Here is a 14,054-nt window from a genome sequence, read left to right as displayed (position 1 = left end):
CGCCCGAGTACACGCTCATCGGCATGAGCGGTCACTCCTGCCTGTGGTTTGTTCGTCGGCCCCGGACCGGCGTCCTTACCGGAGGCCAGAATGCCTCGGAGTGTCCGCTTGCACCACATCTGTTGCGGCGGATCGCATCTCCAATATCAGCCTCTGAGCTGCACAAACATCAGAGAATATCGCGGGCACACACGGGCGGAGCCCCGGAGAACAGTCCCGTCGTGCGTAACAAGCTCAGCAGGAACCGATCTCGCAATCGTCCGCAGCTCTCGATCAGCCGCGTCATCTCCGCCTGGCTCAACTCCTGCGGTGGTCAGCGCTCGGCGCGCAGCGAGATCACGCGATGTTTCTCGGGCCGCGCGCCCAAGTGCGCCAGGAACGGCTGCCACGATCCGCCGCGTCGTCCAGGCCGCCAGCGGGTGAGCAACTCGCCCAGCTCGACGCCGTGCCGCTGGTGGAACTCATAGAACGATGCCAACGCCGACATTCCGGTTCACCGTCCTCGCGGTCAGGCTGGCCTCAGGGCAGTGCCGTCACCTGGCCGTCGCGGGCCTCACTCCGCAGCCGCAGCCAAGACACGAAGCGGCCCAGATCCTCCAGTTCGGCCCTATCCCATTGCAACTCACGGCATTCCAGGAACTCGAAGTAGTCCCGCAGATCGTGCGCGTAGGCGCGGACCGTATTCGGCGACCGCGCTCAGATGCGCTAGGAATCGCTCCGCCGGCTCGACCACGATGCCGTCGTCCAGCACGGTCGCGGACTCGACTCCCGGTGGCATGACCACCCGTTGAACCCGCACCGGCCGTCTCCCTTTCTGGACATGGTGAACCCCACCGTCCACAACACGGAATTCGGAGCACTCACCCCCACGGATTGGACGTCATAGACACCCCAGATCAGCAGTTAGATAAGCGCCGCGATTGTCGACAGGTTGACCTTCGGCGGGCACATCATCGAAACCGGCACCCAAAGCTACCGGCTCACCCGAACAGCGCAAACCGCAGCCGGGCCGATAGCGCCGGCGAACCACACCGCGAAGGATCCAGCACCCGAGCCGCAATCCTGATCAATCCCCTGGCACTCGAGGTGACGCCAAATCACTGACCTTCGGCTGCTCCGGGTGGGTGCGCGAAGGAGGCGGCTTCGGCAAACGTAGATACACATACCAACTCCGAAAGCTCGGCCTGCATGACGATACTGAAGCCCGCAGTTCCGCCTCCATGATCGCGTACGCCGAAGCAGTCTGTCCGACCAACACCAAACTCTACCAACCCGGGCTGGGGACGAAATAGAGGCGTTCATGATGGTCTTACCGCAACCGAGCACACACATACTGCACTGTTGAATCCATGGCGCACAACGCATTTCACCTCGACGCATCCGACGCCGCGGAGCTGGCGGAGATGCTCGGGTTCCTCCAGGACTTCGTCCAACGCGCGGACCCCGGAGTCACCGCCGCGTTCACCGAGTTCGTCGGCGTTCCCGGCTTCACCCTCGACGAGCTGTGCTGCCACCTCGAACGGTTCCAAATCCTGCTCGGCGGCATCCCCGGCGACGAACTGCCGCAAGCCGACTACTGACCCGGGCCTCACCGGACCACCCGAGTGACGCTACTTTTCGTCTGGATCCAGAGCCCCTCGAGCCACTGCGTGACGCTCGAATTCATCTGGAATCGACGCCAGAATCCACCTGTCTAGCCACATCGAGGTGCTGGTGGAGTTCGCTGACACGCGAGGGTGTCAGTTGGCGATGACGAGGTCCACGACCGAGCAGGCGAGCTCGCGCAGCCCGCTGTCGAGTACCCCGGTCCGATAGGCATCCCAGTCCGTGAGTTTGCCGGCGTCGCGGGCGAACCCTCGTTCATGCATCCGTGCACGGATTTCGGCCTGGGTGGAGTCGATCCATACGGTGGTCACCGGTATCGGCTCGTCGAGGTTCGCGATCGTGCAGAGGTGTTCGCGCAAACTTGTCCCATGATCCGCGGCCTGCTGGATGGTGCCCAGGAATGGGGCGTCCAGCACCACCGGGTACTTGGCTGCGACCCTCAGCCCTGTGCGGATCAGCCCTGAGTAAAGATGTGGCGCCACAACGGATTTGTACACGTCGCTGTCACGATCATTCGGCTGGGTCAGCACGGACATCACCGACACCTCGAGGTCGTGCGCGTACTGGTCCTTGTCCAGCACGACCGCGTCGGTCAGTGAGGCCAGGAACTGTGCGGTGGTTGATTTTCCAGATGCGGGAAACCCGCAGCACGCGATCGCGCCGGGGCCGTCCAGATATTCCGCGCACCGACGCAGCGCAGCCTGGGTCATGGGGGCGAGTTCGATAGGCATGATCATGACTGTGCTGCAAGACAATCGCTTCCGCCACAGACGATCAGCGCTCACGCGGTGACCATCGCGGTAGTCCAATTCGCGCAGCGTCAGCAAGCTGGGCCGCGAGGGCACCACGATAGAGCGATGTCGCTGTCGGCGATGCCAATGAGGCGGTCGAATCGTGGCTACGGGAAGGTTCGCCGCAGCCCGGGGCAGGCCGTGACCGGCGGCCGCCGGCTATGGCCGAGCACTTTGTCGGGCCCCGCATCGCGCGACCGACCAGATAGCTCGATGAGGGGTCTGAAGCGGATGAGGCGGCACTGTTCTAGTCGTCGGCAGCGTTGATGTTGCGCAGGCCTTGGATGAATCGCGTCATGTCGGCGAAGTTGTGTACCGCGCGTGCCAGCAGTGCGCCCGCGACGTAGGTGTACGGGGGTACGTCGGGGTCTCTGGATCGCTGGACGGCGATCGCGGGTTCGATGTCGTCGTACAGTGACGGGACGTTCTTTTCTCCCATGTAGACCAGGTGCATGTCGTTGTGTTGGCGTCGGTCGAACCAGCGGCCGGGGGCGTACGTGGTCATGCATTCGCCCAGGAAGCACACCACTTGGTCGGCGCGGTCCGTATTGTCGCGGTCGCTGAGGGATGCGTGGGTGGGGAACCACGCGGACAGCAGGTCCCCGATCTGTTCGACTTGCGGACTGTGGTCGTCCCAGAGGTGGGCTGGTAAGTGCGTCCATCCGATGTGGTCCAGGAATGCTCGCACTTGGCCTGCGCGGCGGTGTGGGTCGATCCATGTTCCCCACGGGGTGCGCGCGGACGCCTCCTGGGCAGCGGAGGTGAGGTAGCGGCGGAATTCTGTGGCCGCGGCCTGTTCGCGTTGTTGTCTACGGTGTTCGTAGTCTTCGTCTTCGTCGTCGGGTCGGAACAAGAACCGGACGTGGTCGAATCCGTATTCCGCGGCGTAATCGACCCAGAATTGGACAGTGGTGAGGTCCTGCTCGTCGTTGTCTTCACCGGTGCGTAGTGCGGGGCCATCCGGGCTGTACCACCCGTGGCTGCCTGGGCGGTAGTGGATGCTGCATTCGCCGAACCATCGGATGAACTGGTCGACGCGGTCGGCGTTGGCTGGGTCGCTCACCGAGTCGGTGTCGGGGAACATGTCGTCGAATACTGCGGCCACTCGCTCGATGGCGTCGGTTGACCAGATCGGTTGTGGCAGTTCGGGTATCGTCTCGGTCGAGAATTTGTCGAGCTGGGTGTCCATGTGCCGGTACCAGTGGCGCCATTCGACCGGACCGGGTGGTTCGGGGTTGTCGACCGGTGTCAGGTCGATCTCGCCCAGATCGAGACTCAGCTGTTCGTTGCTCACCTCACCCTCGAGTGATGGTCGACCGGCAGCGATCCACGCCGTGTAAGTCTGCATGACGTTGCTGAATATGGTGGACAAGTTGTTGCCCCACCGTTTGTCGAGTGTGGTGGTAACAAGATTGCCTGCATCCAGACTCATCGCCATCCATTTCTGTTCAACGACAGGCCCGAAGTGTGGGTACCGCCGACATATGCCCGGAGTGTTGCGCCAGGTGCCTTCGAAGTGTCGGGCGAAAACTTCACCGATGAATCGGGTGAGCTGATCGGCGATGTCGAGATTCTCCCGCCGATCGATGGTGTCGGAATCGGGAAACGTGTCCAGGAGGTATCTTTCCGCCCGGTCCAGCCCGTCGGCGGACCACGGATCATTGGGCATGTCGGGGATTGTCTCGGTGTACAGCTGAGCTAGCTGGGTATCCATAGCCGCTGGGGCGACCCATGCCAGCCAGTCGGGATCGTCCTGATCATGGGTGTGGTGTTCGGCAGGGACGTATGGGGGCAAGCAGCCGGTGGATTCAGGCCGATCCTCGGGATGCTCGTGGTGGTACTGGGTGTGGGCGCTAGGTGTGCCGACGTCCGTGCTTTGGTCCGACAGGTCGCTCACCCTGGCCAAATGTCTTGGCGCAGCGGGGTCGGTGGGTGTTTGTCTCGGCGGTGGATGCGGCACCCAGGACATGAGTTGTTGGTTGGCATCACCGTGACCTCCTTTCACCCTGGGCAGGTCGCGGAAGTCCCCGCTCGGGGCCAGGGGGTGGCTGTCCACGCCGGCGATGCCCTGAAGCACGAATACAGTGTTCAACAATGCCTGCATGGAATCCGCGCCGGCGATACTGCTGCGGATCGGGTCCATATCGAATCCGGTGATGCGGAACGGGCATACCCACAGTCCGGAATCCTGCTGGCGGGGAACAGCGATATCCAGGAATATCGGATGTCCGGAGGCGTTCTCCCAGGCTCGCGACACGAATACAGGGCCGAACTCGCCGAAATCATCTGGATCGTACTGATCGTAATCTCTGCTCACTGTGTGACTATTCCCGCCGGTAATGGGCCGTATCGGAGTGGAGCCTAGCGGGTGGGTCCGACACAATTCGTCGATCGTGCCCGCCGATCCGCAACAGCCAGAGCTGTGCAGAGCCAGCGGTGAGTGCCCGAAGCGCTGGCGATCGATCCTGGTGTACTCGACGGTATTTCAGCCGCCGTCCTCGTCCATCCAGATCCCGCCCACGCGCGAGGCTACGCTCCCGAATCAACAGAGCAACGCAGTGCGGGCGTCCGGGGAGGGAACGCCCAGCAGATGGTTGAGAATAAGGCTCTGCATCGACGACGACGGCGGTGACGGTGCCGCGGTGGTGAGCCGGTCGACCGTTCGGGCGTGATGACGGTGACTCGATTCCGAACAATCGGAATAATCGGGCACAGCAGAAACAGGTAAACCTGTTCGGGGACTATCCGACTGCCGTACATTGGCTGGGATTTCACTGTCGTTGGGTGCTGGTGGTGGTTAGGCTCGACAGTCGTGGTACGCACTGCTGTTGCCGCAGCTGATCCGGACGAGCCGGATCGGCCGATGTCGGCGCCGCGGCCCGACCATCGGCCGGGGCTGGAAATCGTTGAATCAGAGTCGGTTACCGGTCACCTCGCCGGCGGCAACGAACACGACGGTGATCACCTACTAGGTGTGGATGCCGACGAGCTTTCCGCCTCGGCCCGGCATCGAGTCGCCGCGTTCATTCACACCCAACTGGCCGTGCTGGAAGACCTCCACGATGCCCCGTAGTCATCGCCGGATCGGCCGTCCTCGCCGCGCTGCTGGAAAGCTCTGTTGCCGGATTGTGTTGTCCCGCATGCGAACAGGCCGGAGGCTTCTGTCGAGTGCTCGTTCGATCCTTTCGATGATCTGGAGGGACCGTGTCTGAGAACGCGGAGATCACGACCCTGTCGTCCACGGTGGTGTACACGAACGCGTGGGTGTCGGTGCGCGAGGACCAGATCGAGCGTCGGGACGGATCGCAAGGGCTTTACTCGGTGATCGACCAGCGAGACTTCGCTCTCATTATCCCGTTCGAGAACGACGGCTTCCATCTCGTCGAACAGTTTCGGTACCCGGTCGGGGTGAGGTCGTGGGAGTTCCCGGCGGGCTCGCTCCCGCCGGGGAGGTCCGGTAGTCCACAGGACACGGCTGTCACCGAACTCGCCGAAGAAACCGGCTACACTGCGGGCCGGTGGGAACGGCTCGGTGATATCCACTGCGCCAACGGCGCAAGCGGTCAACGCGCATACGTGTTCCTCGCGACCGATCTCACCGCCGGGAAGCCGCACCGGGAACCCACCGAACAAGATATGCGTCACCGATGGTTCTCCCGCTCGGAGGTAGAGGAGATGATGCGCACGGGGGTGATCACCGACGGCCCGTCGCTGGCGGGGTATCTGTTGATGAAACTCCGATAGTGCCGGATTCTCACCGGCGGATCATCGCACCGCAATTGGCCCGATGCCGCCCGTGCACCCCCACTCGAGGAGCAGCGTTGACGAACTCCCCGCAGTCCGACCCGCCGCCCTCTGGTGGCATCATCTGGTTGAATGGCACCTTCGGGTCTGGAAAGACCACGGCCGCAAGGGAATTGATGTCCTTGATCCCTGGTTCACGCATTCTGGACAGCGAACAAATCGGGTTCCTGCTGCGGATGTTCTGGCCCTCGAGACGGTCGGTGATTTCCAGGACTGCCTTGGCGCGCGTTGGTCGTCGCTACCGCGACTGAGGTCCTGGCCTACATCGGTGGCTACGGGATCATCCCGCAATCGGTTCTCGTGCAGCACTATTGGCAGGAGATCCGCAGCAGATGGGCCGGATTGCGGGTGTGGCAGCGCCTAGCAGAGTGTATGCGAGGGCGAGGTCGTAGCCGGGCAGATAGAGCCCCGCGAACTCCCAGTCAATCACCGTCGCAACCGATTCCAACAGCATGAGGTTCGTCGGCAAGAGGTCGGCGTGGTTGAACTGGTCGGCTGCCCCGGCGGCGGGAAGTAGTTGCAATAGCGCGGCACGGTCGTGTTCGGTGAGAAGGCCAAGCCGGTGGTAGCGGGTCACCTTGGCGGGGTAATCGACGACCGGGCCGATTCCCGAGGCCGGCGGCGGGCGCCATTGGTTGATCGCCGAGATGGCCCCTTATTCTCGTCCGACCTCTGTCCGAAAGGACTGCGCAATGTCGCGCCCGACCATGCCGCAGGCTTCTCCCACCCCGACATCAACAACACCTGCGCCCACCATGGCCGCTACCCCGCAATCTCGATGTGGAAGATCGAATACCGAATTGTCCGATCCAATAATGCCCATTTCGCGACCCGGAAACCGTCAAATACTTGACCGTCACCGACATCGAGGAGCGCATCGTCAGCGCGGCCTGAACGACCCGGTCGGTCACCGTCGGAATCCCGAGGCGGCGCACCTTGCCCGACCCACCCGGCTTGGGGATCTTGCGTTCCCGCACCGGCAACGGCCGAAAAGACCCGTCTTTCAACGAAGTCCGCAGATCGTACCACGGTGGCGAGGTGACCGCACAACGCATCAGCGAGTGGCGACGTGGCGACCGCCTGCCCAAAACCTTCGACGCGGTCGAACCCGGATGAGTAGCCGCGATCTCATGCGCTCTTTTTGCGGCTTGTCGAGGGCGTATCGGAAGAATGGAGTCAGTTATGGAGTCGGCAAGCAACCGAACGGGATGGTTCAAGCAGAGCCGAGCGATTTTCTGTGCTCCCAACACGCAGGATTAGCGTGTGCGACGTTTCGGAGGTATTTCCAGACCGGAAATTTCCCGGTCGAATCGAATATAGAAATAATCAGAATCTGCTGTTCGGCTCCGCCTCCGCACAGTTTGACGACGCCGCAGGTCACAAACAGTATCCGCAGCGGATAACACATCGAGCCTGCGGAGAAGATGAACGCTGAACCGTCGGGTTGGGGGCTCGGGTATCGGGATGGTTACGAAGTCGGTTGGAGTCTGACTCGGACGGCGCAATCAACTCAACCTTGCGACCGAGCGCCCCAATATCTCGTCCCGACCTCAGTCCTGACTGACCCTCTCATCGGCGGATACCATTGGGTCGCAGTTGATTAGGGTCGCGGAGGCATGAGGTGCAGGACTGGGGGTATGAGAAGGGGACGAACGAGCGACGCCGAGGTTGATTGGGGTTGGAGCTGGCCGCGGTGGGATCCGGTTCGGGTGTCGTGTCACATTCCCTGGCCATGGAGGATCTGCAACGGGTTGCCGAGCAGCTCGCGGGCTTGTCTTCTGCTGGTGGGCACATGTCCGGCTGTCAACTCCGGCCAGATGCTGGATCTGGCCCAATCTTCGTCAATCGCATCTGTGTTGTTCACTCGCTCAACAAGATTCGCTTGCGGAAAGAGGTCCGTCTTCACCGCCCGAACATCTGGCGTTTGTGAGCAATTTTTCGTGTTCACGGCCTCGGTGCTACCTCGGCCATCCGATCTCGGGGGAGCCCACAGTCAACGATGAGGCCGATGCGGTTGCCTTCCTTGCACCAAATGAACTGGACGAGTACAACATTCACCCCCATCCGGTGATGATCGGATTGAGGGTGGCAGTCACCGCGTCGGCGTTCGAACCGCGCAGCCGCTTCACCTCGGTGGACAGTCGTTTCCGGATGCGCCGCAGCGCGGCGTTGCTCGGCTTGGTCAGCAGCTTCCCGTTCGGGTAGCGGCGAATGTTGAATCCCAGAAAATCCACGCCCTGATCCAGGGTCGTGATGCGGGTCTTGTCCTCGTTGAAGACCAGACCCCTGGGAGCCGGCCCGTCCGCCAGCCGCTGCTTGACCCGTTCGGCCTGCTCGCGCGAATAACACAGTGCGAGAAGGTCATCAGCGTATCGGACGACCGCCGGGCAGCCCTTCACCGTCTTCCCGGCACGAGTGCCGGCGGTGTAGTAGCTGATCCCAGCGGCGGTTTCCATGCCGTGCAGAGCAACGTTGAGTAGCAACGGGCTGATCACCCTGCCTTATGAACAGTGTGGGGTTATGCGCAGTGCGCCTGGATATGGGCTGGTGGCAGCGGGTTTCGGGGTCGAACACTGCGCATAGCCGTCGCGGTGGGCGTTGAGATCACAGACCAGCGAGCCAGTCGAGGAGTCCGGTGTCGCGGTTCCATTCGGGTAGTTCGTCGGTGACGATGTCGGTGTAAGCGGCTTCGAGGGCTTTGCGTTTCGGCTCGGTGGAGGAAATGGCACCGTCGGATATTCAAACTGTCCGAATGCCTGGTGGCGGTGCTTGGGGCTCACCGGTTTGCGGAGGCTGATGTCGGCGGCGTAGCCGGCCCAGTCTCCGGCGGAGATTTGTTGCCACCGGACAGCGGCGTTGACGCTGATGCCGAGTGTCCGGGCGAGGATGGCGGCGGGGATCTCGGTGGCGAGTTGGAACAATGCGGTGCTGCGGGCCGGGTTAGTGCTGCGTTCCTTAAAGGTGATAAATAGAACGGTGGCGTAGGGTCCTGGGTTTCGGTGCTGGTCGGCCCCAGACCCATGGTCGTGCGCGGGCGTTGAGGGCGGTGGTGGCTTGGCGGGTGGCCTGGTCGATCTCGGTGTGGTCGGCGAAGGTTTGGCCGGCGAGGGCTTCTCGCCGGAAGATCCGCCACCACGGCTCTTGCAAGTTGAGCCAGCACGCCCCGACCGGGATGAAGGCGTGTTTGATCCGTGGGTGATCCTCGAGCCATTCGCGGGTGGATTTGCTGTTGTGGCTGGAGAGGTTGTCGGTGATCACGTAGATGTCGCCGACCGGGTTGGCCTGTTCGATCATTTCGAGGAAACGCTGATAGTTCACGCTGTTGCGTGAACCGGCGGTGAGCGTGATGGCCTGGCCGTCGCGGACGCGGATCGATCCGTAGACCCAGATCTTGTCCGGGCCTCGCGAGTATTCCAGGGGCGCCTTGATGCGGTGCCCATCGACCGACCACCCCGGCGCGGGTCCGAAAGTGCGGGGTGAGACCGGGCCCAGCTCGTCGGCGCAGACTACCGTGGCCCCGGCCGGCGGCTGCGTGTAGAGACCGACGATGTGGGTCCTTTTGGGACGAAGTACGGATCCTTGCTCGTCGTCCACGACCGCGGACGACGCCACCTGATCCCTTCTGCCACAAGAATTCTGCGAACCTGACTACGACCCACGACAATGCCTTCGGAGCGCAGAGTCTCGGTCAGCGAATCCAGCGTCCAGCACGAAGGTGCCCCGTCTTGCTCGGCTTCCAGTGCACCATCGGATCGCCGTGTCAAACGCCCCGGGGGTGTGGTGGCGACCAAGGCCACGATACGACTGCGCTCCGTCTCGGTCGGCCGAGGTTTACGCCCCGACCCCCGACGATCACCGAGCCCCTCCACACCGTGAGTGTTGAACCGCCGCAGGCGTTCACGCACCGTCTGCGGATGACATCCCAACTCATCTGCGATCATCGCGGTGGACTTCCCGTCCCAGCTCGCCGTGATCATCCGCGCCTGGCGAATCCAATCACCCGGAGCATGCCGAGCTCCGGCAAGCTTACGAATCTTCCGCTCCTCCAACACATCCCGCGCAGGACGTGCAACCAGCACCTTCGGCAGGAACCCACCCAATCACACCCGAACCAACAAGACCCACAACAAAATACACGATCATTGAGGAACGCAGCACTAGTACTCCAGCATCACTTCGTGATGTAATCGGCGTCGCCGCTGATAGTGGGCTTGTTTTGCCTGGTGTTGATGTTTTCGCCGCCAGGTTGACCAGCGACGTGTCAAGGGCAGGTTCGGGATCGGAGTGATCAGGTGTGCCAGGAGACGCTTGATCTCACCGAGCATGAGTGGAATGAGGCCGCTGCTAATGCTTTTGGGGAGACAGCGGCCGTCACTGCCAGATAGGTGTGGGCGAGCAGGGCTAGTGTGATGTGCCGGTACCAGGCGTCGTAGCGGCGGACCTGGTACTGGTCGAGGCCTACCTCGGTTTTCGCGGTTTGGAAGCAGTCCTCGACCGCCCAGCGGGCACCGGCGACCCTGATCAGGTCCTCGTCGCTGGTGCCTGCGGGGGCTCCGCACAGGTAGTAGGCGAACACCGTGCGGTCGCCGTGTTCGAATACGCGCATCGTCCTGCACTTCTGCCCAACTGGGTCGGCCTGGGGCGGGCCGCCGGCGGCGGTCCGAGCGGTCATTCGGACGGTAGGAGCGGGCAAGCCTGTGACGCAGCAGGATTGCGCGTGATTGCGCAGCAATCGAGGGCAATCATGTTGTTGGCCTGGGACGATTGCGGATGTAGTTGTCGCTCGACGGCAATAGGGGAGTTCGCTATGACCACCACACCTACGCTGCGGCTTTTAGGTTCGGGCAGCAAGGACGGAGGATGTCCGGCGTTGTACGCGCTTGACGAGGATCAACTGGTCGTGCAGGACATCGCGGCCCGCGCTGGCACCACGGTGCTCGTGCCGCACGCCCTGCTCGATTGGGCCGAACCCTCCACCACACTGACGGTGGAAACCACCGACACCCCGGGCCTGGTGCTGGTCGCCGGAACCCCGGTCACCGATGCGATCCGGGCCCGGCTGACCCTGGACGACGAGACCGCGGTGGAGGTGCCGCGGTGCGGGTGATCACCGGGGAACTCGCCGGAGAAGGCATCTACGGCGAGTTCCTGCTCGCCGCCAAGGTCTCGGCGGTGCACGTGGAGGTCCAGGACACCTACCACGTCCCGGACGAATATGAGCCCCTGCGAGCGTGGCGCCACGATCGGCGGATCGTGGAGACCGCCGGCGGGCGCGCCTGGTGTCAGCTGGTACGCGACACCGTTGATCGCGGCGTGCGGGTCGCCCGGGTGCGTGTGGTCTCGGTCCCGCAGAGCGAGTACACCCGCTGGCTGCTGGATGCCTGCGCACCGAATGCCGCGGCGGGAGAACAGATCCGGTGGCTACCCAGGCACCTGATCGACCCCCGTGAGGTGCCCGCCGACGACTATTGGCTGTTCGACGAGCACACCGTCGCGTTCAACACCGTCGACAACGGCGGGGATGCGGCAGGGCTGGCGGTCACCACCGATCCGGCCATCGCCGCGGTTTGCACGCGGGCGTGGGACCGGCTGTGGGACAAGGGCATCGACCACGCCGACTATCAGGCGGAGCACGCGCCACAGTGAGTACCAGTCTCAGCCATGCACAGGCGGCGCTGGGCATGCGGCTGCGGGAACTACGCAGCGACGCCCGGCTCTCGGGCAAGGCTCTCGCCGCCGCCTGCGCCTGGCACCCAGCCAAGGTGTCCCGCCTCGAGCTGGGCAGACAAAACCCCAGCGAGGACGACCTGCTGGCCTGGTGCCGGGTCACCGACTCGATGATGGTCTACGACGACCTGGTCGCCACCGTGCGGAACCTGCGCTCGGCCTACCTGGAATGGCGGCGCATCCTGGCCTCGGGCCGCGCGCACCGCCAGCGCCAATCCCTCGAGATCGAACATCAGGCCCGGCACATCCGCTGGTCCGAGACCTGGGTTGTCCCCGGCCTGCTGCAAACCCCCGCCTACGCGCACGCGATCCTGACCGCCTGCGCCACCATCGTCCCCGGCGGCCGGGACGACATCGATGACGCGGTCGGCATCCGCATGACCCGCCAGAAGATCCTGCGCGAACGTGGCCCGCGGCGGTTCGCGTTCGTCATCGCCGAGGCCGCCCTGCGCCAGGTCGTCGGCTCACCGGAGCTGATGGTCGAGCAGCTGGCTGCCCTGCTCGACCACGCCACGAACCCCCGCATCGATCTCGCCGTCGTCCCCCTGAACGTCGAGACCGCCATCGGCTCGCACGGATTCGCCCTGTTCGACACCGACTCGGTGATGGTCGAGAACATCAGCGCCGAACTCACGTTGACCCGGCCGTCCGAGATCGCCGTCTACGGTGATGTTTTCGCCCGGCTGTCCGGCGTGGCCCTGCACGGCCGCGCCGCGGCCGAACTCATCAGCGACATCGCCACCGGACACCGGCGGTGAGCGCGAGACGGCCCGAGATGTCGTGGGGCGGTGCCACACTCAGGCGATGGGGATCCAGAAGGAGCTGACGGCCGGGCGCGGGCTGTGCGGGTGGCCGACGTCGCCGAGGCAGAGGGAGCCTGACGCCGGGCACCGAGAGATCGGTCATCCAGCTGTTCGACAGCCCGTCACAGACCGATCTCATTTCGATCTTGTTGCGCAGCAGGGTATCTGGCGATCAGACTCTTCGGCGGATGGAACACTATGCGGGGCAACGCTCTACAGCCTCCGGTCGGACATCGGTCACGCCGCGAGTGTAGGCGCACCGCCGGCAACCAGCGCCAACGTCTGTGCCCAGGTCATCACCTGTCGAAGCCGGTCACGCTGGGTGTCCAGTTGCCCAAATAGCTACCGGCCGAACCCGAACCGGAAACAAACCGGACGAAGACGGACTGCGGATGCATTGCCGAAGTGCCGTCGCTGGAGGGTTACTGGTTATGGGCGGCGTAGCAAATGGTCAGGGCTGTGCCGCTGGGGGAGAACTCTTTTCACTGATCACTGATTAGAAGGCAAGAAAAATGTCACCTGTCATCACCTCGCTGAACCCCCCTTTCGGCCCTCCAGCGGGTCTCAACTCTGTCATCATCGAAGGCTCCGGATTCGCCAATGTCGGTCCGTTGACTGTCCGGTTCGGCACGACGGCAACGACTTTCACCATCAACTCCGATACCCAGATCACGGCCATCGTCCCGCCCGGAACCGGCACGGTGAACGTCACCGTACAGGCACTGCTGGATGGCACGAGTAACCCGCTGCCCTACACCTATGGTGTGATTGTTCCTACCTTGACCAGCATCAGTCCGGCTTCGGGGTCGGCGGCCGGCGGGACCACGGTCGTGCTCACCGGGACCAACTTGACCGGCGTGACAGCGGTGAGTTTCGGTGGGACACCAGCGGCCTCGTTCACGGTCAACTCCTCGACGCAGATCACCGCAGTGACCCCAGCCCATTCAGCGGGGACGGTGTCGGTCACTGTCACCGCCGCCGGTGGAACCAGTAACGGTGTCGCGTTCACCTATATCGCGGTGCCCGTCCTGACCGCCGTCACTCCGAACTCGGGTCCGCCCAGCGGTGGGACAGTGGTGGTGCTCACCGGGACCGGCCTGACCGGAGCCACCGGGGTGAGTTTCGGTGGGACACCGGCGACTCTGTTCACCGTCAACTCCGACACTCAGATCACCGTGCTCACCCCGGCCCACTCAGCCGGCACGGTGTCGGTTACCGTCACCACCCCTGGTGGAACCAGTAACGGTGTCGCGTTCACCTATATCGCGGTGCCCGTCCTGACCGCCGTCACTCCGAACTCGGGTCCGCCCAGCGGTGGGACAGT

At 63.5% G+C, this 14,054-nt stretch carries 17 protein-coding genes and 2 pseudogenes; 7 read left to right on the top strand and 12 right to left on the bottom strand.

What is annotated here, in order from left to right; translation table 11 throughout:
- Positions 1-313: 313 nt before the first annotated feature.
- Genes ABH933_RS40115 through ABH933_RS40105 form a run of 3 tightly spaced genes read right to left on the bottom strand, consistent with a single transcriptional unit; the run spans position 314 to position 799 of the window.
- Positions 314-487: a hypothetical protein gene (locus ABH933_RS40115; protein ID WP_429427272.1), complete on the bottom strand. Its 174-nt coding sequence runs from the start codon at positions 485-487 to the stop codon at positions 314-316.
- A 32-nt stretch (positions 488-519) separates the two neighbouring features.
- On the bottom strand, positions 520-636 hold the full coding sequence (locus ABH933_RS40110; RefSeq protein ID WP_429455268.1) for a hypothetical protein: 117 nt from the start codon (positions 634-636) through the stop codon (positions 520-522).
- A complete protein-coding gene (locus ABH933_RS40105) occupies positions 623-799 on the bottom strand; it encodes a hypothetical protein (protein WP_429427274.1) in 177 nt (58 codons plus the stop codon). The genes ABH933_RS40110 and ABH933_RS40105 overlap by 14 nt, the downstream gene beginning before the upstream one ends.
- 550 nt (positions 800-1,349) lie before the next feature.
- Here ABH933_RS40105 and ABH933_RS40100 point away from each other — a divergent pair.
- A complete protein-coding gene (locus ABH933_RS40100; protein WP_429427276.1) occupies positions 1,350-1,580 on the top strand; it encodes a hypothetical protein in 231 nt (76 codons plus the stop codon).
- Between the two features lie 159 nt (positions 1,581-1,739).
- Here the strand turns inward: ABH933_RS40100 and ABH933_RS40095 are convergent, their stop codons facing one another.
- Together ABH933_RS40095 and ABH933_RS40090 are read right to left on the bottom strand one after the other, a co-directional pair.
- Positions 1,740-2,336 (bottom strand): AAA family ATPase, encoded by a 597-nt coding sequence (locus ABH933_RS40095; protein WP_429455251.1) that lies wholly within the window; start codon positions 2,334-2,336, stop codon positions 1,740-1,742.
- Between the two features lie 307 nt (positions 2,337-2,643).
- Positions 2,644-4,713: a DUF6968 family protein gene (locus ABH933_RS40090; RefSeq protein WP_429427280.1), complete on the bottom strand. Its 2,070-nt coding sequence runs from the start codon at positions 4,711-4,713 to the stop codon at positions 2,644-2,646.
- 495 nt (positions 4,714-5,208) lie between these two features.
- Between ABH933_RS40090 and ABH933_RS40085 the strand changes: the two genes are divergently transcribed.
- Both ABH933_RS40085 and ABH933_RS40080 read left to right on the top strand, forming a co-directional pair.
- Positions 5,209-5,469 (top strand): hypothetical protein, encoded by a 261-nt coding sequence (locus ABH933_RS40085; RefSeq protein WP_429427282.1) that lies wholly within the window; start codon positions 5,209-5,211, stop codon positions 5,467-5,469.
- Positions 5,470-5,600: 131 nt separating this feature from the next.
- Positions 5,601-6,140: an NUDIX domain-containing protein gene (locus ABH933_RS40080; protein ID WP_429427284.1), complete on the top strand. Its 540-nt coding sequence runs from the start codon at positions 5,601-5,603 to the stop codon at positions 6,138-6,140.
- Positions 6,141-6,480: 340 nt separating this feature from the next.
- Here the strand turns inward: ABH933_RS40080 and ABH933_RS40075 are convergent, their stop codons facing one another.
- The 7 genes and pseudogenes from ABH933_RS40075 to ABH933_RS40045 form a co-directional block, all read right to left on the bottom strand.
- Complete coding sequence (locus tag ABH933_RS40075; protein WP_429427286.1) at positions 6,481-6,777, bottom strand: phosphotransferase; 297 nt, start codon at positions 6,775-6,777, stop codon at positions 6,481-6,483.
- Between the two features lie 298 nt (positions 6,778-7,075).
- Positions 7,076-7,222, bottom strand: a pseudogene (locus tag ABH933_RS40070) (group II intron reverse transcriptase/maturase); the annotation flags it as partial.
- Positions 7,223-7,917: 695 nt separating this feature from the next.
- The gene (locus tag ABH933_RS40065; RefSeq protein WP_429427288.1) at positions 7,918-8,148 is read right to left on the bottom strand and encodes a hypothetical protein; all 231 of its coding nucleotides are present in this window, start codon (positions 8,146-8,148) and stop codon (positions 7,918-7,920) included.
- 106 nt (positions 8,149-8,254) lie between these two features.
- On the bottom strand, positions 8,255-8,695 hold the full coding sequence (locus tag ABH933_RS40060; RefSeq protein ID WP_429427290.1) for a reverse transcriptase domain-containing protein: 441 nt from the start codon (positions 8,693-8,695) through the stop codon (positions 8,255-8,257).
- Positions 8,696-9,155: 460 nt separating this feature from the next.
- Positions 9,156-9,812 carry an IS630 family transposase gene (locus ABH933_RS40055; RefSeq protein WP_429427292.1) on the bottom strand — a complete coding sequence of 219 codons (657 nt, stop codon included), beginning with the start codon at positions 9,810-9,812 and terminating at the stop codon, positions 9,156-9,158.
- A complete protein-coding gene (locus ABH933_RS40050) occupies positions 9,707-10,177 on the bottom strand; it encodes a helix-turn-helix domain-containing protein (RefSeq protein WP_429427318.1) in 471 nt (156 codons plus the stop codon). Before ABH933_RS40050 ends, ABH933_RS40055 begins: the two co-directional genes overlap by 106 nt.
- A 311-nt stretch (positions 10,178-10,488) precedes the next feature.
- A pseudogene (locus ABH933_RS40045) lies at positions 10,489-10,770 on the bottom strand (IS701 family transposase); the annotation flags it as partial.
- Positions 10,771-11,070: 300 nt separating this feature from the next.
- Here ABH933_RS40045 and ABH933_RS40040 point away from each other — a divergent pair.
- From ABH933_RS40040 to ABH933_RS40025, 4 genes are all read left to right on the top strand, one after another.
- Positions 11,071-11,307 carry a hypothetical protein gene (locus tag ABH933_RS40040; RefSeq protein WP_429427294.1) on the top strand — a complete coding sequence of 79 codons (237 nt, stop codon included), beginning with the start codon at positions 11,071-11,073 and terminating at the stop codon, positions 11,305-11,307.
- Entirely contained in the window at positions 11,298-11,846 is a 549-nt protein-coding gene (locus tag ABH933_RS40035) for a DUF6879 family protein (protein ID WP_429427296.1), read from the top strand. Before ABH933_RS40040 ends, ABH933_RS40035 begins: the two co-directional genes overlap by 10 nt.
- Complete coding sequence (locus tag ABH933_RS40030) at positions 11,843-12,685, top strand: helix-turn-helix domain-containing protein (protein WP_429427298.1); 843 nt, start codon at positions 11,843-11,845, stop codon at positions 12,683-12,685. Before ABH933_RS40035 ends, ABH933_RS40030 begins: the two co-directional genes overlap by 4 nt.
- Positions 12,686-13,242: 557 nt before the next feature.
- Positions 13,243-14,054: IPT/TIG domain-containing protein (locus ABH933_RS40025; protein ID WP_429455249.1), on the top strand; the 812-nt coding region annotated here is incomplete at its 3' end.

The organism is Nocardia sp. GP40 (genome assembly GCF_050434125.1).
Classification (GTDB): Bacteria; Actinomycetota; Actinomycetes; order Mycobacteriales; family Mycobacteriaceae; genus Nocardia; species Nocardia albiluteola.
The sequence above is the reverse complement of the archived record's forward strand: the minus strand, read 5'-3'. Positions and strand labels throughout refer to the sequence as shown.

What these genes read in the sequence shown, in the direction of transcription:
- ABH933_RS40050 (WP_429427318.1), bottom strand. Translation starts at nt 10,177, where the DNA reads ATGATCACGGCGAGCTGGGACGGGAAGTCCACCGCGATGATCGCAGAT.
- ABH933_RS40115 (WP_429427272.1), bottom strand. Translation starts at nt 487, where the DNA reads ATGTCGGCGTTGGCATCGTTCTATGAGTTCCACCAGCGGCACGGCGTC.
- ABH933_RS40100 (WP_429427276.1), top strand. Translation starts at nt 1,350, where the DNA reads ATGGCGCACAACGCATTTCACCTCGACGCATCCGACGCCGCGGAGCTG.
- ABH933_RS40095 (WP_429455251.1), bottom strand. Translation starts at nt 2,336, where the DNA reads ATGCCTATCGAACTCGCCCCCATGACCCAGGCTGCGCTGCGTCGGTGC.